Origin of the sequence: Methylococcus capsulatus (genome assembly GCF_036864975.1) — a bacterium.
Classification (GTDB): Bacteria; Pseudomonadota; Gammaproteobacteria; order Methylococcales; family Methylococcaceae; genus Methylococcus.
The window spans coordinates 2,901,948-2,926,494 of record NZ_CP104311.1 but is presented as its reverse complement, the minus strand read 5'-3'; the positions used below and the strand labels follow the sequence as shown (position 1 = coordinate 2,926,494).

The window sequence follows — 24,547 nt, the reverse complement described above, 5'->3', positions numbered from 1 at the left end:
AACAGAGTTCGAATATGCGCAGTCACCGTTGCGGGGAAGTGAACGAGAGCCTTCTGGGCCAGGAAGTCGGCTTGTGCGGTTGGGTGCACCGGCGGCGCGACCACGGGGGAGTGATTTTCGTCGATCTCCGGGACCGGGAAGGGCTGGTGCAGGTCGTGTTCGATCCGGACTACCCGGAGCCCTTCAAACTCGCCGAAACCGTCCGCAGCGAGTACGTCATCCGTGTGGTGGGTAAGGTCCGCAGCCGTCCCGAGGGTACCGAGAATCCCAACCTCAGGAGCGGTAAGGTCGAAGTGCTGGCTACTTCGCTGGAAATCCTCAATCGTTCGGAGACCCCGCCGTTCCCTATCGAAAGCGACCTCGAGGTGAACGAAGAGATGCGGCTGCGCTACCGCTACATCGACCTGCGCCGGCCGGTCATGCAGCAGCGCATGCGGCTGCGCCGGGACATCACCCGCTTCCTACGCAACTTCCTGGATCACCACGGCTTCTACGAGATCGAGACGCCGTTCCTCACCAAGGCCACGCCGGAAGGCGCGCGCGACTACCTCGTGCCGAGCCGCACCCATCCGCATTCGTTCTTCGCACTCCCGCAGTCGCCGCAGCTGTACAAGCAGTTGCTGATGATTTCCGGCATGGACCGCTATTACCAGGTCGTGCGCTGTTTCCGTGACGAGGATTTGCGGGCCGACCGTCAGCCGGAATTCACCCAGCTCGACATCGAGACCTCGTTCATGAACGAGGATCAGATCATGACTCTGATGGAAACCATGATCCGCGACCTGTTCCGGGAGACCTTGAACGAGGAGCTGCCGGATCCGTTCCCACGCATGACCTATGCCGAAGCCATGCGCCGGTTCGCTTCCGATAAGCCGGATCTGCGCATCCCGCTGGAGCTGGTGGACATCGCCGATCTCTTGGCCGGCGTGGAGTTCAAGGTATTCGCCGGGCCAGCCGCCGATCCCGAAGGCCGGGTGGTGGCGCTCAAGCTGCCGGGAGGCGGTGACCTCTCGCGCAAGGATATCGACGACCTGACCCGCTTCGTCGGCATCTATGGCGCAAAAGGCCTGGCATATGTGAAGGTGAACGACTTGGGGGCCGGACTGGAGGGACTGCAGTCGCCGATCCTCAAATTCATGCCGGAATCCACGGTCCGTGCCATCCTGGAGCGCACCGAGGCTCAGACCGGCGACCTGATTTTCTTCGGCGCCGACAAGGCCCGCATCGTCAACGAATCCATGGGTGCATTGCGGGTCAAGCTGGGCCAGGACCGCGGCCTGGTCGAGAAGGGCTGGCGACCGCTCTGGGTCACCGACTTCCCCATGTTCGAATGGGACGAGAAATCTGGCCGCTGGGTCGCCCTGCACCATCCCTTCACCGCACCCAAATGCAGTGAGGAAGAACTCAGGCAGAACCCCGGGCAAGCACTGTCCCGGGCCTACGACATGGTCCTCAACGGCACCGAGATCGGCGGCGGCTCGGTGCGTATCCACCGGCCCGAGATGCAGCAGGCCGTGTTCGATTTGCTCGGCATAGGTGAGGAGGAGGCGCGGCAAAAATTCGGCTTTCTGCTCAACGCCTTGCGTTATGGCTGCCCGCCCCATGGCGGCCTGGCCTTCGGTCTGGACCGTTTGGTCATGCTCATGTCCGGTGCTTCTTCGATCCGCGAGGTAATGGCCTTCCCCAAGACCCAGTCGGCCTGGTGTCCGCTGATCGACGCGCCGGCGCAGGTCAACGACGCCCAGTTGCACGAACTCGGTATCCGTTTGCGGAAAAATCCGACGGCGGAAAGCGGCAGCGCACCGCCTTCTTGAAGTTACGTCGCGGCGGTGTCGCTCCCTTTGCCCGTACATCGGAACTGGAAAAGGCGGCTCCGCGGCATGCCGGTCGAAGCTCGGCGCGGGGGGAAATCTGCGGACCGTCCACCACCGAGACGGTGATCCGATACGGTCCGGTACCCCAGGCTGGTGGCGGACATCCGGCGCCGAACTTGTTTTTTTCCTGGGCAGCCGTGTCCGCCCGGCGCACCCAAGGTGCTCAGATTCACTCGAAGATCGTCACCAGCCCGCTTCTTTCTCTGGGCTGGACGAAATCCTGTGCACTGTCAAATCCGCGCCGTCGAATTCCTCTTCCGGCGTCAGGCGCAGGCCGGTCAGCATTTTCACGGTGCCATAAACCGCGAGACCTCCCGTCAGCGCGATAGCAATGCCCAGCCCCGTTCCCAGTACCTGGGCCGGAAAGCTGATGCCACCGATGCCGCCCAGCGCGCTCTGGCCGAAAATTCCGGCGGCGACACCACCCCAGGCACCGCAGAGCCCATGCAATGGCCAGACACCGAGCACGTCGTCGATTTTCCAGCGGTTCTGGGTCAGGGTGAACAAACAGACGAACAGAGTACCGGCCACTGCGCCGACGATCAGGGCGCCGGCCGGATGCATCAGATCGGAGCCGGCACAGACGGCGACCAGGCCGGCGAGCGGGCCGTTGTGCACGAAGCCTGGGTCGTTGCGGCCGGCGAGCAGCGCGGCGAGGGTGCCGCCAACCATGGCCATGAGCGAGTTGACGGCGACCAGACCGCTGACGCCGCTCAGGTTCTGAGCGGACATGACGTTGAAGCCAAACCAGCCGACGGTGAGTATCCAGGCGCCGAGTGCAAGGAAGGGGATGCTGGACGGCGGGTGGGCCGCGATCATGCCGTCACGGTGGTAGCGTCCGCGCCGCGGTCCCAGCAGCAGCACCGCCGCCAAGCCGATCCATCCGCCAACGGCGTGGACCACCACGGACCCGGCAAAGTCATGGAACTGTGCGCCAAAGTGCGCCTGCAGCCAGTTCTGGAAGCCGAGGTTGGAATTCCAGGCGATGCCTTCGAACAGCGGATAGACGAAGCCGACCAGCAGGAAGGTGGCGGCGAGCTGGGGATTGAACTTCGAGCGTTCGGCGATGCCGCCGGACACGATGGCAGGGATGGCGGCGGCGAAGGTCAGCAGGAAAAAGAACTTGACCAGGCCGTAACCATTGTCCACCGTGAGCGCCTGGGCGCCGTCGAAGAAATGGATACCATAGGCAAGATAATAGCCGATGAAGAAATAGGCGAGGGTCGACATGGCGAAGTCGCTGATGATCTTGACCAGCGCGTTGACCTGGTTCTTGCGCCGCACCGTGCCGACTTCGAGGAAAGCGAAACCGGCGTGCATGGCCAGCACCATGATGGCACCGAGCAGAACGAACAGTACGTCTGCACTTTTTGTCATTGTTTTACCTAACTGGCGGTATTTCTTTGGGTATCGCAACGTTAGCAATTTACAAGCCATCGTGGATCGTGACGCTATTGCCTTGTCTTGGCGCTGTCTGTCCAACCAGGGGGCGCTGCGTGTCTGACTTGTTTTGGTGCGATCCGTGACGGGATTGGTATCTGTTGGTGCAAAGCGATGTCGCTGAAGGGCTTCCATCCCGTCGTCGGTTCCTGGTTCGAAGCCGCCATCGGTACGCCGACACCTGCCCAGCTCCGGGCCTGGGCCGCGGTGCGGGGGGGGCGCGACGTGCTGGTGGCCGCGCCTACCGGTTCGGGCAAGACCCTGGCGGCGTTCCTGGCGGCGATCGACGAGCTGGTGCGGGAAGGGGAGGTGTTCGGTCTGCCGGACGAGACCCGTATTCTTTACGTTTCGCCGCTCAAGGCATTGAGCAACGACATCCACAAGAATCTGCAGTTGCCGCTGGAAGGCATCCAACGGATGCTGTTCGAGACCGGCCAGACTGCCCTGGCGCTTCGTTCCCAGGTCCGCACCGGCGACACACCGGCCACCGAGCGCGCCGCCATGACGCGGCAGCCGCCGCACATTCTGGTCACCACGCCCGAATCCATCTACGTCCTGTTGACCAGTGCTGGCGGACGGCGGATGTTGGGCACGGTGAGGACGGTAATCGTCGATGAAATCCATGCTGTGCTGGGCAACAAGCGCGGGTCGCATCTGGCGCTGTCGCTGGAGCGGCTGGAACGGCTCACTGGCCGAGGTATGCGGCGGATCGGGCTGTCCGCCACCCAGCGTCCGGTCGAAGAGGTTGCGCGTTTCCTCACCGGGGGGCGTGGCGATTGCGTGATCATCGACGAAGGCCATCGGCGGCGGCTGGACCTGGCCATCGAACTGCCGGATTTCCCGCTGGAAGCGGTGCTGTCGAACGAGGCCGCCGGCCAGGTCTATGACCGCATGGCCGAACTGGTCCGCCAGCATCGTACCACCCTAGTATTTGTGAACACCCGGCGCATGGCGGAGCGTCTGGCACGGGCGCTGGCAGAACGGCTCGGCGAAAACGACGTCACTTCCCACCACGGCAGCCTGTCCAAGGCACAGCGGCTGGATGCGGAGAGCCGGCTCAAGGCCGGCACGCTGAAGGCGCTGGTGGCGACGGCTTCGTTGGAGCTGGGCATCGACATCGGCGAGATCGACCTGGTATGCCAGTTCGGCGCGACCGGAACCATCGCCGCCTTCCTGCAGCGGGTGGGCCGCTCTGGCCACTACGCCGGCGGATTGCCGAAAGGCCGGTTGTTTCCAACCAGCCGCGACGATTTGGTGGATTGCATCGCGCTGGTGGATGCGCTGCAGCGGGGTGAACTGGACCGCATTCCGATCCCCGCTCGGCCGCTGGATGTGCTGGCACAACAGATCGTCGCCATGGTGGCCTGCGAGGAATGGAGCGAGGATGAGCTCTACCATGCCGTGCGCGGTGCCTATCCGTACCGGGATCTCGAGCGCGCAGATTTCGACGGCGTACTCGCCATGCTGGCGGAAGGCTACAGCACTCGCCGCGGCATCCGGGGCGCCTATGTGCACCGCGACCGCATCCACGGCCAGCTGCGTCCGCGCAAGGGCGCGTTGTTGACGGCCGTCACTTGCGGCGGCGCGATTCCCGACAACGCTGAATACCGGGTGATCGTCGAGCCTGGTGGCGAGGTGATCGGCAGCGTGGACGAGGATTTCGCCATCGAGAGCATGGCGGGGGACGTGTTCCAGCTCGGCAACACCAGTTGGCGTGTTCTGCGGCTGGAAGGCGGGGCGCTGCGGGTGGAAGATGCCGCCGGCATGCCGCCCAGCATTCCCTTCTGGTTCGGCGAAGCGCCGGGCCGCTCGTACGAGCTTTCGCTGGCAGTGTCGCGCCTGCGCGCGCGGATCGAGGACGCTCTGGAGCGGTCGGCGCCGGAAAAAGTCGCCGCGGAGCTGGCCGCCGAACTGGCGCTGGCGCCGCGGGCGGTGGAGCAGGCGGTCAACTACCTGGCCGCCGCCAAGGCGGCGCTGGGAGCACTGCCGACCTTCGATACGGTGTTGTTCGAGCGCTTCTTCGACGAATCAGGCGGCATGCAGTTCATCATCCACGCGCCCTTCGGTAGCCGGGTCAACCGCGCCTGGGGGCTGGCGCTGCGCAAACGTTTCTGCCGCACCTTCAATTTCGAGCTGCAGGCGGCGGCTACCGAAAACGCGCTGATCCTGTCGCTCGGGGTGGCGCAGAGTTTCGCGCTGGAAGAAGTCAAATGGTTTCTGAGCCCAGACACGGTGCAGCCCCTTTTGGTTCAGGCTCTGCTCGATGCGCCGATGTTCAAAGTGCGCTGGCGCTGGAATGCGGTATGCGCCCTTGCGCTCAAGCGTTTCCAGGGCGGCGGCAAGACTCCGCCCTATCTGCTGCGGATGCAGGCGGAAGACCTGGTCACCTGCGTGTTCCCCGATCAGCTCGCCTGCTTCGAGAACATCGTTGGCGACCGGGAGATTCCAGACCACCCCCTGGTCAACCAGACCATCCACGATTGCCTCACCGAGGCCATGGACCTGGATCGGCTGATCGAGGTGATCCGGGGCATCCGCGAAGGTTCGATCCGGGTCGAATGCCGCGACCTGACTGAACCTTCGCCGCTGGCCGCCGAAATCGTCAATTCCAGGGTCTACACCTTCCTCGACGCTGCGCCGCTGGAAGAGCGGCGTACCCGCGCGGTAGCCATGCGCCGCTGGCTGGAGCCCGCCGTCGCTTCCGATCTGGGCCGGCTTGACGCGGCGGCGATTGGCCGCGTCCTCGACGAGATCGAGCCACAGGGGGGGACGGCGGAAGAGGTGCACGACACGCTGAGCGTGTCGGGCTACGTCACGGTGCCGGAGGCCGCCCAAAAGGGCTGGATGCGCTTCCTGACGGACCTTGCGGGTACGGGACGGGCCGCCCGCCTGTCTTGCGGCGGCGCGGGGCTGTGGCTCGCTGCCGAACGCTGGCCACAGTTCCGGGCAGTCTATCCCGGGACCATGACTGAACCGGCATTGCGGCTGCCATCGGTGCTGGCCGCGGAGCACTGGGAGTTGGCGCCCGCCCTGGTCGAAGTCCTGCGCGCCCGTCTCGGCGTAACGGGACCGGTGACCTTGGCTCGGCTCGTTACCGAGACCGGGCTGGAGGCCGCGACGCTCGAGGCGGCACTGTATACCCTGGAAAGCGAAGGCTCAGTGCTGCGGGGCGCTTTCACGCCCGGAACGGGCGAGACCGAATGGTGCGAACGCGGCATCCTGGCGCGCATCCACCGCTATACCCTGGGCAGGTTGCGGCAGGCGGTCGAGCCGGTCACGGCCGCCGATTTCATGCGTTTTCTCCTGCACTGGCAGCATCTGCATCCGGCGGCGAAGGTCCGGGGCAAGGACGGCCTCGCCCTAGTGCTGGAGCAGCTCGAAGGCTTCCAAGCCACCGCCGCCGCCTGGGAGCGGGAGATCTTGCCGGCGCGGGTCGTGGATTACGACCCGGCCTGGCTGGATACACTCTGTGTTTCCGGCCGGATCACTTGGCGGCGGCTGGTGCGTGAAGGTTCCGGTGGCGGATCGCTGCGGGTCACGCCTCTGGCCCTATTGCCGCGCAGCCATCAGTGCCACTGGCCGGCTCCAGTGGCCAGCGAAATTTCGGGTACTGCCGCCCGCTTGGCCGAGAGCCTGGAACGGCACGGCGCGCAGTTCTTCGATCAACTGGTGGCATCGAGCGGCCTGCTCAAGACCCAGGCAGAAGAAGCCCTGAGCGAACTGGCGGCGAAAGGGTGGGTCACCTCGGATGGTTTCTTGGGGCTACGGGTGCTGCTGATGCCGGAACAGCGCAAACGACGCTACCGCGCTGTGACCGGAATCGAGGAGGCCGGACGCTGGAGTCTGGTGCCGGTAGCCGGGATGCATCCGGACCGTATCGAACATGCTGCGCGGGTCTTGCTCAAGCGTTACGGGGTGGTCTTCCGCAGTCTGCTGGAACGCGAACCGGCCATGCCGCACTGGCTGGATCTGGTGCGGGTGTTCCGCCGGCTGGAGGCGCGGGGGGAGATACGCGGCGGGCGTTTCGTCGCCGGCCGCTACGGTGAGCAGTTCGCCCTCCCGGAGGCCGTCGAGTCTTTGCGGAAGGTCCGGAAAGAGGTCTCCGATGGCGTCATCGTCTCCGTCGACGGGGCCGATCCGCTCAATCTGGCGGGTACTGTGCTGCCCGGCGAGCGTGTCGCCGCCAACAGCGGCAAGCGGCTGGTGCTGCGAGACGGCGCGCCGGTGGCGTTAGCAACGGCACGGGGCGTGGTGTACCTCACCGATGACAGCGGCCCCATCGACCCGCGTCAGGCGTTGGCGCGCCCGGTCGTGGCGCCCGGCTTGCGGGCCTACCTGGGCAAGCGGCGATAATCGCCCTATCCACAGACAGAGCGTTGCATGAGCAGATATGAGTTTCCCGAGCAATTCCTCTGGGGCGCGGCCACCTCGGCCTACCAGGTCGAAGGCTCGCCCCTGGCCGACGGTGCGGGACCGAGCAACTGGCATCGGTTCTGCCGCCAGCCGGGACGCATCCTCAATGGTGACACCGGTGACACTGCCTGCGACCACTACCGGCGTTTCCAGGAAGACGTTGCGCTTATGAAGGCCCTGGGGCTTTCGGCTTACCGCTTCTCGATCGCCTGGAGCCGGATTTTCCCGGAAGGGAAGGGCAGGATCAATCGGCGCGGAATCGCCCATTATCAGGCGTTGGTCGAGACCCTGCTGCAGCACGGTATCCGGCCGATGGCGACGCTCTACCACTGGGATCTGCCGGCGGCGCTGGAGGATCTCGGCGGCTGGGCGAACCGCGACAGCGCGGGCTGGTTCGCCGATTATGCGCACACCGTCATTAGATCGCTGGGCAGCGAGATCGATTTGTGGGCGACGCTGAACGAGCCCTGGGTCGTCATGGACGCGGGTTATGTCTCGGGCGTGCACCCTCCAGGCCACAGGTCGCTGAAGGAGGCGCCATGGGTCACGCATAACCTGCTCCGGGCCCATGCATTGGCCGTGCAGGCATTTCGCGCCGACGGCCGGGGGGAGATCGGCCTGGTGGTCAATCTCGAGCCCAAATACGCCCTGACCGACAGCCGGGACGACCGGGCCGCTGCCGAGCGCGCCCACGCCTACATGAATCGCCAGTACCTCGATCCGGTCTTGCGAGGCGCCTATCCCGAAGAGCTGGCGGAAATTTTCGCTTCCCACTGGCCCTGCTTCGAGAGCGAAGACCTGCGCATGATCCAGGAGCCCATCGATTATCTGGGCATCAACTACTACACTCGCGCCGTAGTCCGGCACGAGCCGTCGGACGGGCCGCTCAAGGTGACCGCCGTGCCCCAGCACGGCGTCGAGCACACCGAGATGGGCTGGGAGGTCTTCCCGCAGGGGCTGAAGGACATTCTGCTGTGGGTCAAGGCCCGCTACGGCGACATCCCGCTCTACATCACCGAAAACGGCGCGGCCTTCGCCGATCCTGAGGGAGGGGATGGCCGGATCAACGATACGCGCCGCATCGCCTATTACCGCAGCCATCTGCGCGCACTGCACGAGGCCATCGCCCAAGGGGTGGACGTCAGGGGCTATTTCGCATGGTCGCTGCTCGATAATTTCGAATGGACCTACGGCTACGCCCGGCATTTCGGTCTGGTGCAGGTCGACCCCCGGACCCAGCGGCGTCGACCCAAGGCCAGTGCCGAGTTTTACGCAGAAGTGGCCCAATCCAACGGTGCCGTCCTGGACCGGGACTATTGACGAGGGAGGCCGAGATGAAACCAACGTTCGCGACTGGCATCATGCTGCTGCTGGCCGCCTGCGCAGGACCGGGTTTGAAAATCGGGTTCGACGAAAATTACCACTTCGCCGGCGCCAAGACCTGGAGCTATGCCGAGATGCTCGGTTCCGACAAGGCGGCTGCCGACAGGCTGCGGCTAGATACCCTGATGAAGGATACGCTGGGACCATTACTGGCGGCCAAGGGCTACACCCGGCGCAGTACCGGCGCTGATTTCCTGGTCGGCTGGTCGTTCGGCGAATGGAAGATCGACCGTCGCTCCAGGTCGGGCAGCGAGTGGGGCGCGGTCGGCCTGTTCTATCCCGGCATGCACGCCGTGCCCGCGCCGAAAGCACCGGAAGGACGGGCTCTGCCACCCAGTGTCGATCCTTACGGTTCGTCCTATGAGAAGGCGAAGCTGGATCTGGTCGTCGTCGACGGCAAGAGCGGCCGCGTGGTCTGGCATGCCAGCGTGGAGGACGACGGCGACTTCGGCTACGATCCCGATACCCAACGGACGGAAATCAGGGAGGCCGTGGAACAGGCGTTTCAGGCGTTTCCGCCGGTGCGGTAGTTTGTGTCAGCGCATACCCCGGACCTGGAACTTCACGCTGTCCAGCGTTCTCCCTCGGTCGTCCGTGAGTTTCAGCACATGGTCGCCGGGCTCGGGCGGCCATTTCATGGGAGTTTCCGCATAGCCGACCGATTTGCCGTCGAGGAGGAAGGAAATGCCGGACCGGGCCGGGCGGGCACGGAGGATGATTTTCTGGTTGCGGGCGGGGATGTCGGGATCGAGCGCGATGATCATACCATCGGCGGGTGTTTCTATCCGCGGCGTCGGCGCCTCCGGAGCCATCACTTCCGCAATTTCGGTACCGGCGACGAACCATTCCTGGCGTTCGGGTTCCAGGGCGTCGGCATAACGGATGCGGCGTCCGACCACGCCTTCCGGGGGCGCGGGCGGCCGGCTCGGAAGGTCTGCATGCAGTCCGTTCATGATTTCCAGCCAGGCCGGGGCGGCGCCGGTGACGCCGGAGACCTCGTGCATGGCATCGCCTTCGAAATTGCCCACCCACACGCCCACGGTGTAACGCTCGCTGAAGCCAATGCACCAGTTGTCGCGCATATTCTTGCTGGTGCCGGTCTTGACTGCGCTCCAGTAGCGGGTGGTGAGCGGATTGTCCAAACCGAAACCGAGGGCACGGCTGGAGCGGTCGCTGAGGATGCTTCCCACGATATAGGCAGCACGTGGGTCGATGATGGGGCGAGATTCGGCGGGCGCATCGCCCGCCAGCCAGTGTAAAGGCGACAGGAGGCCGCCGTTGGCGAGCGTACGGAAGGCATTGACCTGCTCCCACAGGCTGACTTCGGCCGAGCCCAAAGCCAGCGAATAGCCGTAGTACTCGCCGTCCTGGGTCAAGCCTCGGTAGCCGAGGTTCCACAGCCGTTCGTGGAAGGGCTCCAGGCCGACCAGGATCAGCGTGCGGATGGCCGGGATATTGAGTGAAGCGGCCAGCGCGGTGCGGACGCTAACCCGCCCCTTGAAGTTGCGGTCGTAATTCTGCGGAACGTAAAGGCCGGTGCGGGTCTCCAGATTGAGCGGCGAATCGTCCAGGATGGACGCCGCGGTGAGATAGCGCCTTTCCAGGGCCAGCGCATAGAGAAAAGGCTTGAGAGTGGAACCCGCCTGGCGCCTGGCGCGGACGCCGTCCACCTGGGGCGCGCGGCTGGCCGGGCCGACCGAACCCACATAGGCTAGGACTTCGCCGCTTCGGTTGTCGACGGCCAAGGCCGCACCATCGCGCACGTTACGCGCTTTCAGACCCCGGAGCTGCTGCTCCAGCGCTTCGATGACACGCCGTTGCACCGGTGCACTGAGCGTCGTCCGGACTTTCTCCCCGTGCTTTTTCAGCAACCGGCGGGCCAGGTGGGGGACGAGGGTGACCGTCGGCGGCGGTCGATGGACACGGGCCAGCGCCATTTCCGCGCGCCGCTCCAGCTCGCCGCAGTCCACCGTGAAGGCGGCGGCCCTCGCGATACCGCAAGCGCGGCGGGCGATCCTTGTCGCGCCGGCGTTGGGGGAGGGCAGGACGGCGGCAAGTAGCACCGCCTCGGTCTCGTCCAGACCCGAGGCCTCCTTGCCGAACAGCCCCAGCGCCGTGGCTGGCACGCCTTCCAGTTCGCCCCGGAACCGCAGCTGGTTGAGATAGGCTTCCAGAATCTCGTCCTTGTTCCAGCGACGTTCCAGAGTCCATGCCGCCGTGATCTGGCCGAGCTTCTGTCGGATGGAGCGCCCGCCCCCGTACCTGGCAAGCCGCAGGTCCAACAGGGCGGTGAGCTGCATGGTGATCGTGCTGGCCCCGCGCTTGCGTCCGCCGAGCGTTTCCCATGCCGCCGCGGCCATGGCCCGCCAGTCGACGCCCCCATGCTCGTGGAATCGGCGGTCTTCCGCCGCGAGGATGGCTTTCACCAGGGCAGGCGAGAATGTGCTCAAGGGCATCCAAGGCTTGCGCCGGGCGGAAAAATCCACCCGCTGCTCATGGATGACTTCGCCGTTGCGGTCCAGCAGATAGGCATCCGATGGCATCCATTCGGCCTGGACGGAGTGGAATGCCGGGATGACGGATTGAGGCAGGCTCCAAAAAACGGTGCCGCCCGTCACGAACACCAGCAGGGCGATGCCCGCTCCCCAAAATTTGATGCTCGAGGACTGACCAGACATGGGCCAACAGTATCAGGCCGGCCTCGGCATCCACAAGGACACGACTGCATGTTTTCGCATCGATGGCGCTTGGTATACTCGTGGTCGCTTGACATTCCTTCCTGCACATTGCCCAACGAGGAGCCGGCCCCATGTCTACAGCGAAAGCTTATGCCGCGTTTTCCGCAGACTCGGCCCTGGCGCCGTTCGTCCTGCAGCGGCGCGATCCTCTGCCCCAGGACGTCCGTATCGGAATCCTGTACTGCGGTGTCTGCCATTCCGACCTGCATCAGGCACGCAATGAATGGAATGCGACCACATACCCTTGCGTGCCGGGCCATGAGATCGTCGGCAAGGTCCTCGAAGTCGGCCGCAGCGTGACGAAGTTCAAGCCCGGCGACACAGTCGCGGTAGGCTGCATGGTGGATTCCTGCCGGACCTGCCCGAACTGCGAGGATGCTCTGGAACAGCATTGCGCGCACGGGCCCGTCTTCACCTATAACAGCCCCGATCCGCACAGCGGCGGCATGACTTACGGCGGCTATGCCGAGAGTATCGTCGTCGACGAGGCTTTTGTGCTCCGAGTACCGGACGGACTGGACCTCGCGGCCGCTGCCCCGCTGTTGTGCGCCGGGATTACCACCTATTCGCCCTTGCGGCACTGGAAGGTGGGGCGGGGTCAGCGGGTCGGGATCGTCGGTCTGGGTGGACTGGGACACATGGCGCTCAAGTTCGCTCATACCTTCGGCGCCGAAACGGTGCTGTTCACGACGACGCCGGGCAAAGCGGAGGACGCCCGGCGGCTGGGAGCGGACGAGGTCGTCGTATCAAGGGATCCCGAGGCCCTGGCGCGGCAGGCCAGCCGGTTCGATTTCATCCTCGACACCGTTTCGGCCCCCCACGACATCGATGCCTATCTGAACCTGCTCAAGCGTGACGGCACGCTGACCCTGGTCGGCGTGCCCCCGCAAGGGGTACAGGTCATGCCCTTCAGCCTGATCGGCGGGCGCCGGCGGCTAGCGGGTTCGCTGATCGGCGGCATCCGGGAAACCCAGGAAATGCTGGACTTCTGCGGCGAACACGGCCTCGTCTGCGACATCGAGCTCATTCCGATCCAAGGAATCAACGACGCTTTCGAGCGTATGCTCAAAAGCGACGTGAAATACCGCTTCGTAATCGACATGGCGACGCTGAGCGGGGAATCATCCGGAGGACGATAAGGACGGCGTCAAGCTCAACCGTTCTTTTTCGGATAACCCTTCTTCTTCGGCTTTTCGACGGCCTGCGGGCCGGTGGTTTCGCCGGTCCACAGCCGGATGTTGATGGGTTTGCCGACAATCCAGATTTTTTCCAGGCGCTTGAGCGATTTCTTCGGCAGGTCCGCGGGGAGGCTCACCGTACTGAAGTCGTCGTAAAGCTTGATATGGCCGATGGCGCTGCCGGGGATGTCCGCCTCGTTGGCGATGGCGCCGACGATGTCCTTGGGGGCAGCGCCGTCATTGCGGCCGACATCGATGCGGTAGAGGACGCCGGTCTCTTCCCGGTCCTTGCGTTTGCGTTTCTTTTCGCCAGCTTCGGCGTCGCGAAATTTCTTGCGTGGTTCGCGGCTCTCTGCATTGAATTCCGTCGGTGCGCTTCGTTCATCCGGAACCAGCGGACGGTCCTTTTGCACCAGATAGGTGAGAGCGGCGGCGATGTCGGTGGGCGAGAGACTTTGTTCCCGACCGATCTGCTGCACCAGCCGACGGAAGAACTCCAGATCTTCCTCTTCCAGCGTCGCTATGATCTGGGCTTTGAACTGTTCGACCCGGCGCTCGGCGATGTCCTGGTGGGTGGGCAGGCGCATTTCGGTGATGCGCTGGCGGGTGGCCTTCTCGATGGCGCTCAGCATCCGTTTTTCCCGCGGCGTGACGAACAGGATGGCCTGCCCCTTGCGCCCGGCGCGACCAGTGCGGCCGATACGATGAACGTAAGCCTCGGTATCGTAGGGGATATCGTAGTTCACAACGTGACTGATACGCTCCACGTCCAGGCCGCGGGCAGCGACGTCGGTGGCGACCAGGATGTCCAGAGTATTCTTCTTCAACCGGTCGACTGCCTTTTCGCGCAGCGCCTGGCTCATGTCGCCGTTCAGCGCGGCTGCGGAATAGCCGCGGGCCTCCAGCTTCTCCGCCAGTTCTTCCGTCAGAACTTTGGTACGGACGAAAATGATCATGGCATCGAAGTCCTCGACTTCGAGGATGCGCGTCAGAGCGTCGAGCTTGTGCGCGCCCGACCCCAGCCAGTAGCGCTGGGTGATCGCTTCGACCGTGGCGGTCTTGGCCTCGATCTTGACTTCCTTGGGGTGGCGGAGGTGGCGCTTGGCGACCTTGCGGATCGCTTCCGGCATGGTGGCTGAGAACAGCGCGATCTGGCGCTCGGACGGGGTATGTTCGAGGATCCACTCGACGTCTTCGATGAAGCCCATTCGCAGCATCTCGTCGGCTTCGTCCAAAACAAGGGTGCGCAGGCCGTCCAGGTTGAGGCTCTTGCGGCGCAGATGGTCCATCACCCGGCCTGGCGTGCCCACGATGACATGGACGCCCCGGCGCAGATGGCGCAACTGCGCATCCATCGACTGGCCGCCATAGATCGGCAGGATATGGAAATCGGGCAGGTGGCGGGCATAGCTCTGAAAGGCTTCGGCCACTTGCAGGGCGAGTTCGCGGGTCGGAGCCAACACCAGCGCCTGCGGCTCGCGGCGCTCGAGGTCAATGCCGTTCAGGATCGGCAGGGCGAAAGCGGCGGTCTTGCCCGTACCGGTCTGGGCCTGGCCCAGAAGATCATGGCCGGCGAGGAGATGGGGAATGCTCGCTGCCTGGATAGGAGAGGGAATCTCGTAGCCGATTTCGCGGATGGCCTGGAGGAGGGGGGCCGAGATCGCCAGATCGGAAAAGGAAAAAGGAGTTTCGGTCGATTGCATCAGGATGGGAAGTCAAGGAGTAAAAATGTCAGATGAGAGGGGCCGCATGCCGGAACGCCGATCGGCGCAGGGATTCAGGATGTCGTCGGGGGAAGGCGGCGGGTCACCGCGCTCATCGGGTGGTGTGATCATAACAGAAGCGCCGCATATTCCCGAATCGGCCGAGTGTTCGGCATGAACCCTGTTTTGATATAGTGGCTACGTCTTCCAGCCTCCGTACCCGGGTTTTTGGCTGAGAGGTAAGGAATTTTTGAGCGAGGAGTTTACAAACATGCTGAAAAACATACCGATACTGCTGATTTCCGCCATGACCGTTTCGGGCTGTGCCACCTATACGGGCTGGAAACCGACCTACGACACGTACAAAGACCCCAATGCGGCCCGCATCTCCCTCGATGAGGAAGAGTGCCGGATGCTGGCCAAGGAGGCCGGCAGCACGGGTACGGAAGCCCTCAAAGGGGGCGCGGTGGGCGGTCTGGTCGGTGCGGCGGCTGGTGCGGCCATCGGCGCGGCGGTGGGAAGTCCCGGCACGGGCGCGGCCATCGGCGCGGCGACCGGCGGTATCGGCGGCGCCGCCCAGCAGGGCGTTTCCGGCGATGAACAGTATAAGCGGGCTTTCATCAATTGCATGCGCGGACGCGGCCACAACGTCATCAATTGACGTCTACAACCGCCCCTCTCCGGGCCGGAGAGGGGTACCCCCGCCCGCGTCCACTCGGGCGCGCGCCACGAAACGTTCCTCGGGTTCCCCAAGAATGCAAGCATCGCTCCCGGCTGCGCTCCGGCAGGCGGCCGACCGTTTTTCGTCCCTTCCCGCCATTTTGACCGATGAGCGGCGCATCGATTTCGCCGAATTCGACCACGCATCCGATGCCATCGCCGCCGGACTCGCCGTCCGCGGCATCACCAAGGGTGAGCGCATTGGCCTGTATTGCATCAATTCGGCGGAGTTCGCCCTGGCCTATGCCGGCATCCTCAAGGCTGGCGCCGTCGTCGTGCCCATCAATCTGTTGCTCAGCGTCGAAGAGGTGCATTACAACCTTGCCGACGCCGGGGTCAGCGGGCTGATCTATCACGGCCAGGTCTCGGCAAGCGCGGTCGCCGTGGCGGACCGGCTTTCCGGTGTCAAGGTCCGCGCCGGCATCGGCCTCGATGGTCCGGACGGAGAGGTCTGGCGGGCCCTGCTGGAAGAATCGGCAGCGCCCCCTTCCATCGAATTCGATGCCGGGGAAGACCTGGCGGCAATCCTCTACACCTCCGGCACGACCGGTCATCCCAAGGGCGCGATGCTGACCCACGGCAACCTGTTGGCGAACACCACGAGCGTGGGGGATGCGCTGGATTGGCAGCCCGGCGAGGACCGCGTCTTGGTGGTACTGCCGATGTTTCATGCCTTCGCGGCCACCGTCGGCATGCTCACACCGCTGCTCCATGGCTGTGCCCTGATTCCGTTGGCGAAATTCGAGCCGGATCGGGTGGCCGACACCATTGGTCGCCACCACGCGACTCTGTTCCTCGGCGTGCCGAGCATGTATGCCCTGCTGTGCCGGCTGGGGGAAGAGCGGATTGCCCGGTTCGGAACCATCCGGCTTTGCGTGTCCGGCGGCGCGGCCTTGCCGCCCACCGTGATGCAGCAGTTTCAGGCGCGTTTCGGCTTAGCCATACACGAGGGCGACGGTCCGACCGAATGTTCGCCGGTCACCTGCGTCAATCCGGTGGGCGGCCCCGTTAAATGTGGCACGGTCGGTCTGCCAGTCCCGGGAGTCGAAATGAAGATCCTCGGCGAAGACGGCACCGAACTCCCCGTGGGCGAACTGGGCGAAATCGCGGTGCGCGGTGCCAATGTGTTCAAAGGGTACTGGAACCAGCCGGAGGCGACGCGCGAAAACTTTCGTGACGGCTGGTTCCTCACCGGCGATCTCGGTCATGTGGATGAGGACGGCTACTTCAGCATCGTCGATCGCAAGAAGGATTTGATCATCGTCAACGGCATGAACGTCTACCCGAGGGTGATCGAAGAGGTCCTGGGCCGGCACCCGGCGGTCCGGGAGGTCGCCGTGGTCGGTGATCCGGACCCCTTGCACGGCGAACGGGTGGTGGCCTACGTCGTACTGGATGCGCCTGCCACCGAGGCCGAAATCCGCGCGTGGTGCAAGCCTTATCTGGGGCGGCACGAGATTCCGCGCCGGGTCGTGGCACTCGAGCAGTTGCCCCGGAATGCGGCCGGCAAGATATTGAAGCGGCAGTTGCGGCGGCAGGGGGAAGTGGAGCGCGGGGTCGATGGCTGACAGGGGCAGCCCTGGAAATTTTGGAATATCCCGGTTTCAGGCAGCCCGTGGTTCCCGTCGCGGGCCCTGTCCCTGTCGTCGAGGGGCGCTGTTCCGGTGCTACCTGTTGCCTGAAGGAATTTGGGAGGGGCGTGCTCCAAAACCGGTCGATGACTTTATCCCGCAGGTCTAAATCCTGCCGCTCGGGGTGACGTTGGTCAGGGATAAACTTCCCGACTGTCTTCTGAGTGCTGCGCGGGTGGTGCGTCACCGGCTCGTTCCGCATGAGGGGGGCGTCGGGCGGGGATTCTGTAAAATGCTGCACTTTTGCAGTGGCTTTTGGAGAGCCTATGGCCGCAAGCAAGACCGCTACGCTGACCTTTCGAATCCATCCCGCTCTTAAGAAGGCGCTGCGCCTCGCAGCGAATCTCGAACATCGGTCCATCGCCAACATGGTCGAGGTCCTGATTCGTGACTATTGCGAGCAGCGCGGGATCGATATTCCGTCCTCCAGTGATGCCGAGAACAGCATCGGAGTGCGCTCATGATCAAGACGGTCAAGCAAGCCTGCCGGTTCAATCCCATCATCCGCGACTACCGGATGAGCCAGGGGATCGAGAACCTCGCAGAGCTCATCAATGATGCGGGGGACGGCCGCGAGTTCTTCTCGCGCAACTATGTCACCCACGGCATGGAGCAGCTTTTCCGCGAAGGTCTGCTGCGCCTGTCCGGCAAGTCCGACCAAGCCGTCTTCGAACTGACCCAGGCGATGGGCGGCGGTAAGACGCACATGATGATCGCGCTTGGCCTGCTCGCGCGGCATCCACATCTGCGCAAGGACGTCCTGCCCGCAGACTTGGCTTCGCGCATCGAATTCGGCAATGCGCGCATTGCCGCGTTCAACGGCCGCAACAATCCTGACAATTACATCTGGGGCGAAATTGCCACCCAACTCGGTGCCGCCGAAGCCATCAAGCCGTACTGGGTCAATGGGCCGAAGGCAGTCGATCAGCGCGTCTGGAAGGAAATCATCGGCGACGAGCCGACGCTGATCCTGCTTGACGAACTGCCGCCCTATCTTGACAACGCTAGTACGCAGGTATTCGGCCAGGGCACGCTGGCCAACATGGTGGTCTACAGCCTCTCCAGCCTGATGAGCGCGGCGCTGGAGTTGCCTAATTGCGCCATCGTGATCGCCAACCTCTCGGGCAGTTACAAGGCCCAGACCAAAGCGCTTGCCGACGCGATTTCCAATCTGCAGCAGGAAACCCGCCGTCAGGCGATGACCATCACGCCGGTGCAACTGGCGGGCAACGAAATCTACGAAATCCTCAAGAAGCGCCTCATCGACGAATTGCCCGACGAGCGCGTCATTGCTGAGGTGGCCGAAGAATACGCCCAACAGATCAAGAAGGCCGAAGACGGCGGCTACATCGTTGCCAGCAGCATCGAGCAGATCGCCGAGCAGGTGCGGGAGACCTATCCATTTCATCCTTCGTTCAAGCACCTCGTCGCGCTGTTCAAGGAGAATGAGGGTTTTCGCCAAACCCGTGGCCTGATGCAATTTACCGCTCGACTCCTCAAGAGCGTCGAGGAGCGCGAGATGGATGACATCTTTCTGATCGGCACGCAGCATCTCAACCTCAACGACGATCAGGTCAAGGACGAAATCGAGCGCATCGCGCCAAAGCTGATGCCGGCCATGACGCACGACATCGCCGACCACGGCAACGCCATTGCCGAACACATCGACGACGAGCTGGGTGCTGATGCCGCGCGACAGGTGATGACCCTGCTGCTGGCCTCTAGCCTATCCCGTGCGGTCGGAGGACGGATCGGCCTTTCCGAGAGCGAACTCATCGAGTTCCTGGCCGCCCCGCAGCGCAAGCCTGACGAGTTCCTTCAGGCCATGCAGCGCCTGCGTGAGTCGGCGTGGTATCTCCACCGCGAAGATCAGCGCTTTTTCATCAAGGAAACCGAGAACCTCTCGCGCCAGATCGAGCGCAACGCCAGGGATGTACCTCAGCCCAAGGTCGATCAGGCATTCATCAACCGCCTCACTGGCATCCTCGCTCCAGTCCGCAAGATCGCCTATCAGGACGTGCAGGTGCTGCCCAAGCTGGACGAACTCAAGCTCGTAGGCCCAAGGACGCTGATCGTCATTAAACCGGATGGCAAGGTGCCGCCTAGCGAATTGCAGAACTTTTTCGACTATCAGCAGGAGAAAAACAACCTGCTGGTGCTCACGGGCCAGGACAGCCTGTTGGCGGATGCAGTCGAGGAGCGTCTGCGCGAGCTGTACGCCATCGAGCAGATTCACAAGCGGCTCAAGCCCGGTGACACGCTGTTCGAAGAGGCGCGAGACCGACTGGAAGAAGCAGAAGACCGTTTCGGCAAGGCGCTGTCGGCGGCTTATAACCGCCTCTACTTCCCGGCGAACGATCCGGTCGATGGTCGCGACGTCCTGGTCGGCATCACCATCGATCAAGGACTGAAGATCGGCCAGGGCGACAGTTCCGCCGAAGTACAGATCGAGAGTCTGCTCGCAAGTCCCAGGGCCGATTACAAGCTCGTGAGGGAGCTGACGAAAGACAACCTGGACGAATACTTCGCGCAGGCCGAGGAATACCTGTGGCCGTCCGGTAAGGACAACCGCCGCACACCGTGGAAGGACGTCGCCACCCGCGCCAAGTGCTCGCCCATCTGGCCCTGGATGCCGGGGGCGAGCGGGCTGGACACCCTCAAGACCGAAGCCCTGAAGCAAGGCCGCTGGCGCTTGGGCGAGGACGGCTACATCGAGAAGGGTCCATTCCCCAAGGACAAGGCCACCGTCAACGTTTCCGTCGTGAACGTCAAGCCGGACACGGGCGAAACGGTGCTCAGCCTCATGCCGCGCCACGCGGGCGAAAGCCCTGTCGTTTATTGGTCGACCAAGCCCGAGGTCACGGACAAAGATCAGAAGGTCGATGACCTCGACAACTTCACGACGACGCAAGGCACCCTCTACTTCTGGGTGAAGGACACCACCGGGCAGCATGAAAGCGCCCCGCCGGTGCGCTGGCTTGCCGATTTGAAGATCCGTCACCAAGTCGAACCGGCTGCTGACAAGCGCCGTGTGCGCCTCGAGGCCACCCCAAGGGCAGAGCTCTACTACACCCTGGACGGGTCCAACCCCAAGGACGGAACGCGATACGACGGCCCCTTCGAGATTGGCGCGGGCAGCTATCGCCTGCTGGTGTTTGCGCGGGCGGGCGAAGCCAACAAGACGGCGGACTTTCAGATTCCGGCCAATGGCGACAAGACGGTTCAGATCATCGACAGCAAACCCGCGCGCCTGCAAAGCAAGCGTGTTGCTCTCGACACGACCGACCGCGTCTTCGGCGTCATCAACCGTTTCCGCGATCAGCCGGGCACGCGCTTCAAGGGCGTGCGCGTCGAAATCGGCCAAGGCGAGAACACCGTGACTGTTCGCTTCCAAGAGCGCGAGGTCACGGCGGCCATGATCGAAGGTGTTGTCAACAGCCTGCGCGAGGTGCTCAAAGAGCCCGACGCCCCGCTCAACATTGCCATTACCGACGGCGTTCACTTCGATACTGGCTTCGCGCTGAAGGAGTTTGCCAAGCTCGTTGGGATCGAATTGAAACCAGGCGAAGTGAGCCAGGAGGATTGAGAATGGCCAAAGCCGCAGCAAACACCAAATCACCCAAGGCGCGTGCGCAAGTGCCGCACACGCTGGGCTTCGGTGTGCCCGCGACCTCCGACCCGCATCATTTCAAGGTCGTCATTCCCAAAGCCAGCACGGGCAAGGTGAGCATCAGTGAACACCTCGGCTTGCAGTCGGCAAGCAACGACAATGCGGTGATCGACCGCGTTCTGCTGGATCGCCCGCGCTGGACGGCCATCCGCGCCGAGGTGCAGCGGGCCTTCAACGCCCGCCTTGCCGCCCGTGGCTTGAAGCCCAGCGCATGGAAGGTCGGAGAGAACCCTGTGGATCGCCTGCTCGGCAAAGAACTCTGCGTACTGGCGTGGGCGGTGGAACAGATGGACATGGAGAAGATTCCGGTGGCCGTGCGCAACTGGCTGGCACTGCGGCCGGAAGAACGCTGGTGGCTCTTCGGCATGACCGCAATGAGCACGGGCGGCCTCATGGACGCGGGGCGGGGCTGGCGCGTAGCGCTCAAACATGCCTTGGGTGACGTGGTGCAAAGCGAGCTGCTCGCCCCGCGCGCACGTCGGAGTAATGGTGTCAAGGACGACATCCGCCTCTCGCTTGATCTGTTCGGGGAGGGCGAATCATGAACTGGCACACTGGATTGATGGCGGCCCCCTATGGCCTGGAGTTGCTGGCCACCGTGCATTGGGTGATGAGCCGCGAAGGCGCGACCCAACCCGACAGCGTGGCGCGTCAGGTCTATGCCTGGAACGCCCGCAAGCAGCAGTTCACGCCCCGCCAGCTCGCCATCGCGGAGGAGCGGTTGCGGTCGCAGGGCTGGCTGTCGCCCGAACCCGTGGCGACCCATTGAAGAAGAACATCTGATGCACGCAAAGACACAAACGACCACCCTCACCCCGCTGGCACTCAAAGACGCCCCCGCCCTGATCGAGACGGTTTTCCCGGCGCAGAAGGTTTCGTTCGAGGCACAAAAGGAGCGCAAGGCTAACCTGGGACAGACCTTGACGGGCTTGGGGTCGTACTGGAAAGGCAGGAAGCCGCTGATCCTGGTGCGGGCCATCGTGCTGGGGAGCCTCTTGCCTCCCACCGACGATGCCGAGGCCGACCTCGCCATCTTCGAGAAGCTGATGGCCTTCGACGACGAGGGACTGGCGCGGCGGGCGTTAGCGGCCAACGCTTTCTCGGCTGCCAGGTTGCAAGAGTTGATTCCAATCTCTGACCCAGAGCGCTATTTCAGTGGGCGCGGCTGGCGGCGCGACATCACCGACGACGACAAGCTCGTCTTGTACCGGCGCGCGCTGGCCACGCTGTCGAGTTACGAAGCCAAGGCCGGCCTGTGCAAACGGCCGGAAGAAGTGGATCAGGATTGGCTCTATGCCCCGGTGTGGCCCAAGGTCAACCGCCACTACGCGCACCTGGGGCTCGATGCGCATGCGTTCCCGGAACTCATCGAGCAGCTGGGCATCCTGCGCTATGGCCACCGCCCGCGCGTAGGCGACACCTTCTGCGGCGGCGGCTCCATCCCCTTTGAAGCAGCGCGGCTGGGCTGCGATGTCTATGCATCCGATCTCAACCCCATTGCCTGCATGCTCACCTGGGGCGCGCTCAACATCATCGGCGCTTCTCCCGAGCGCCGCGCGGAGATCGAAGCCGCCCAGCGCGAAGTGGCGGCGGCGGTCGATGCCGAAATCACCCGGCTAGGCATCGAACACGACGAACACGGCAACCGCGCCAAGGCGTACCTGTATTGTCTGGAGGCGCGCTGCCCGGAAACCGGCTGGAGGGTGCCGCTCGCGCCCAGTTGGGTCATCTCCAAGACGCGCAACGTGATCGCCCGGCTCAAGCCCGATCATGTCAACCAACGCTTCGACATCGAGATCGCAAGCGGCGTGTCGGACGCCGAACTCAAGGCTGCCGAAGCCGGCACGGTGCAGGACGGCGACATGGTCTATACGCTCGATGGCAAGACCTACCGCACGCCCATCAAGACGCTGCGCGGCGACTACCGCCTGCCCGACGGCACGACCGGCAACCGCCTGCGCCGCTGGGAGAGGAGCGACTTCAGGCCGCGGGAAGATGACATCTTCCAGGAGCGGCTGTATTGCATCCAGTGGATCAAGAAAGAGACCCTCGACGCTGCCCGCCAGGACCAATTCGCCGGGAGCGAATTGGGACGCCCGGAGGGCGCCCAAGGGGGGCGCGCCAGAAAAGGCGCGCATCAAACCTGGTTTGCCGCCCCCACGGAAGCCGACCTCGCGCGCGAGCGCAAGGTGGAGGCCCTCGTCGCCGAGAATCTCGAACGCTGGCAGGCCGAAGGCTTGGTGCCCGACATGGCGATCGAGCCGGGGGACAAGACCGACGAGCCGATCCGCACCCGCGGCTGGACGCACTGGCATCATTTGTTCAATGCGCGGCAGCTGCTTTTGATCTCGCGCTACTTCCAGCATCGCACGCCGGAAGACTACGTCTTCAACGCCAAGTCGCTGGATTGGAACTCCCGGATCGCCAACTGGATGAACCATTGGGAGAAGACCAACAACGTCTTCTACAACCAAGCGTTGAACACGTTCTACAACTACGGCATCCGTTGCTTTTTCAGCCACGAAGCAGGCCGCTCGTTCGGCTTTGCCAACAGTCCGCTTCCAGAGACTCGCCGGTCGATCAAGTGCCGTGATGCAGCCAAGCTTGAAGACGACGCCGATATCTGGATCACCGATCCACCCTATGCGGATGCGGTGAACTACCACGAAATCACCGAGTTCTTCATCGCCTGGCTGCGCAAGAACCCGCCCAAGCCCTTCGACGAATGGGTGTGGGACTCGCGCCGGGCGCTGGCCATCAAAGGCTCGGGCGAGGATTTCCGGCGCGGCATGGTCGCCGCCTACCAGGCGATGCGTGATCACATGCCCGACAACGGCATGCAATGCGTGATGTTCACGCATCAGGACACCGGCGTCTGGAGCGACCTGATCGGCATTTTCTGGGCGGCTGGCCTGCAAGTGGTGGCCGCGTGGTACATCGCCACCGAAACCACCTCCGAGCTCAAGAAAGGCGGCTATGTGCAGGGCACGGTGATCCTGATGCTCAAGAAGCGCGCCGCCGGCGAGCGGCCTGGCTTCAAGCAGCGCATCCTGCCCGCCGTGCGGCAGGAAGTGGCCCGCCAGATCGACACCATGATGCACCTCAACGACCGTGTGGCCGCGCATCACGGCGAGCCGGTGTGGAGCGACGCCGACTTGCAGATGGCCGGCTACGCGGCGGCGCTCAAGGTGCTGACCGCTTACACCCACATCGGCGGCGAGGATGTCACCCGCTTTGCGCTGCGCCCGCGCGTGCGGGGTGAAGTCACCGTGGTGGATGAGATCGTGCAGCAGGCGGCGGAAACCGCCTCCAGTCTGCTAGTGCCCGAAGGATTGACGGCGGAAGCGTGGGCCAAGCTCACCGGCATCGAGCGCTTCGTGCTGCGGATGCTGGACATGGAGACCACCGGCTCCACCAAACTGGACAACTACCAGAACTTCGCCAAAGCCTTCCACGTCGAGGACTACGCCCGCGTGATGGGCGACATGCGTCCCAACCACGCGCGGCTCAAGCGCGTGAGCGAGTACGCCTCGCGCGAGCTGACCGAGACCACCGAGATCGGCGGAACCCGGTTAGGAAGGCTGATCATCGCCTTGCAGCAGATGCTCAAGGACACCGCGCCGCAGGTCATCGTCGATCAGATGCGCGGCGAGATGACGGACTTCCTCGAGGCGCGCCCCTTGCTGGTGGATTTGCTAACCTTCATCGAGCGCAAATCACCGGAACCGGATGTGCGCAACGCCGCCGAGGTGTTGGGCGCGCGCCTCAAGAACCTGCGCTTCGGCGAGTGAGGAGAC

15 protein-coding genes are annotated in these 24,547 nt (G+C 63.9%); 12 read left to right on the top strand and 3 right to left on the bottom strand.

Translation table 11 applies throughout. The annotated features are described in order from the left end of the window. The first annotated feature begins 14 nt into the window (after positions 1–14). On the top strand, positions 15–1,814 hold the full coding sequence (gene aspS, locus N4J17_RS14220) for an aspartate--tRNA ligase (RefSeq protein ID WP_198323825.1): 1,800 nt from the start codon (positions 15–17) through the stop codon (positions 1,812–1,814). Positions 1,815–2,057: 243 nt separating this feature from the next. On the opposite strand, the gene N4J17_RS14215 is transcribed toward aspS, so the two are convergent. After that, complete coding sequence (locus N4J17_RS14215; RefSeq protein ID WP_198323826.1) at positions 2,058–3,251, bottom strand: ammonium transporter; 1,194 nt, start codon at positions 3,249–3,251, stop codon at positions 2,058–2,060. 177 nt (positions 3,252–3,428) lie between these two features. Between N4J17_RS14215 and N4J17_RS14210 the strand changes: the two genes are divergently transcribed. From N4J17_RS14210 to N4J17_RS14200, 3 genes are read left to right on the top strand one after another with little or no spacing between them, the layout of a single operon-like run. Next, the gene (locus N4J17_RS14210; protein WP_198323827.1) at positions 3,429–7,667 is read left to right on the top strand and encodes a DEAD/DEAH box helicase; all 4,239 of its coding nucleotides are present in this window, start codon (positions 3,429–3,431) and stop codon (positions 7,665–7,667) included. 27 nt (positions 7,668–7,694) lie between these two features. Next, positions 7,695–9,047: a GH1 family beta-glucosidase gene (locus N4J17_RS14205; protein ID WP_198323828.1), complete on the top strand. Its 1,353-nt coding sequence runs from the start codon at positions 7,695–7,697 to the stop codon at positions 9,045–9,047. A gap of 14 nt (positions 9,048–9,061) precedes the next feature. Next, entirely contained in the window at positions 9,062–9,640 is a 579-nt protein-coding gene (locus tag N4J17_RS14200) for a DUF4136 domain-containing protein (protein ID WP_198323829.1), read from the top strand. Between the two features lie 6 nt (positions 9,641–9,646). Here the strand turns inward: N4J17_RS14200 and pbpC are convergent, their stop codons facing one another. Continuing rightward, the gene (gene pbpC, locus N4J17_RS14195; protein WP_198323830.1) at positions 9,647–11,788 is read right to left on the bottom strand and encodes a penicillin-binding protein 1C; all 2,142 of its coding nucleotides are present in this window, start codon (positions 11,786–11,788) and stop codon (positions 9,647–9,649) included. 131 nt (positions 11,789–11,919) lie between these two features. Here pbpC and N4J17_RS14190 point away from each other — a divergent pair, with 131 nt between their 5' ends. Continuing rightward, the gene (locus tag N4J17_RS14190; RefSeq protein ID WP_198323831.1) at positions 11,920–12,987 is read left to right on the top strand and encodes an NAD(P)-dependent alcohol dehydrogenase; all 1,068 of its coding nucleotides are present in this window, start codon (positions 11,920–11,922) and stop codon (positions 12,985–12,987) included. A 14-nt stretch (positions 12,988–13,001) separates the two neighbouring features. Here N4J17_RS14190 and N4J17_RS14185 read toward each other — a convergent pair whose 3' ends face one another. Continuing rightward, the gene (locus N4J17_RS14185; RefSeq protein WP_198323832.1) at positions 13,002–14,729 is read right to left on the bottom strand and encodes a DEAD/DEAH box helicase; all 1,728 of its coding nucleotides are present in this window, start codon (positions 14,727–14,729) and stop codon (positions 13,002–13,004) included. 271 nt (positions 14,730–15,000) lie between these two features. On the opposite strand from N4J17_RS14185, the gene N4J17_RS14180 reads away from it, so the two are divergent. From N4J17_RS14180 to N4J17_RS14150, 7 genes are all read left to right on the top strand, one after another. Continuing rightward, the gene (locus N4J17_RS14180; RefSeq protein WP_198323833.1) at positions 15,001–15,390 is read left to right on the top strand and encodes a glycine zipper family protein; all 390 of its coding nucleotides are present in this window, start codon (positions 15,001–15,003) and stop codon (positions 15,388–15,390) included. Between the two features lie 94 nt (positions 15,391–15,484). Further along, on the top strand, positions 15,485–17,017 hold the full coding sequence (locus N4J17_RS14175; protein ID WP_198323834.1) for a long-chain-fatty-acid--CoA ligase: 1,533 nt from the start codon (positions 15,485–15,487) through the stop codon (positions 17,015–17,017). A 329-nt stretch (positions 17,018–17,346) separates the two neighbouring features. Further along, entirely contained in the window at positions 17,347–17,544 is a 198-nt protein-coding gene (locus N4J17_RS14170; RefSeq protein ID WP_198323835.1) for a hypothetical protein, read from the top strand. Continuing rightward, the gene (locus N4J17_RS14165) at positions 17,541–20,666 is read left to right on the top strand and encodes an anti-phage-associated DUF499 domain-containing protein (RefSeq protein ID WP_198323836.1); all 3,126 of its coding nucleotides are present in this window, start codon (positions 17,541–17,543) and stop codon (positions 20,664–20,666) included. The genes N4J17_RS14170 and N4J17_RS14165 overlap by 4 nt, the downstream gene beginning before the upstream one ends. Before the next feature lie 2 nt (positions 20,667–20,668). Further along, positions 20,669–21,295: an anti-phage-associated DUF3780 domain-containing protein gene (locus tag N4J17_RS14160; RefSeq protein WP_198323837.1), complete on the top strand. Its 627-nt coding sequence runs from the start codon at positions 20,669–20,671 to the stop codon at positions 21,293–21,295. Then, positions 21,292–21,519 carry a hypothetical protein gene (locus N4J17_RS14155; RefSeq protein WP_198323838.1) on the top strand — a complete coding sequence of 76 codons (228 nt, stop codon included), beginning with the start codon at positions 21,292–21,294 and terminating at the stop codon, positions 21,517–21,519. Before N4J17_RS14160 ends, N4J17_RS14155 begins: the two co-directional genes overlap by 4 nt. A gap of 13 nt (positions 21,520–21,532) precedes the next feature. Then, positions 21,533–24,541, top strand: coding sequence for an anti-phage-associated DUF1156 domain-containing protein (locus N4J17_RS14150; RefSeq protein WP_198323839.1), 3,009 nt, complete (start codon positions 21,533–21,535; stop codon positions 24,539–24,541). Positions 24,542–24,547: the final 6 nt, after the last annotated feature.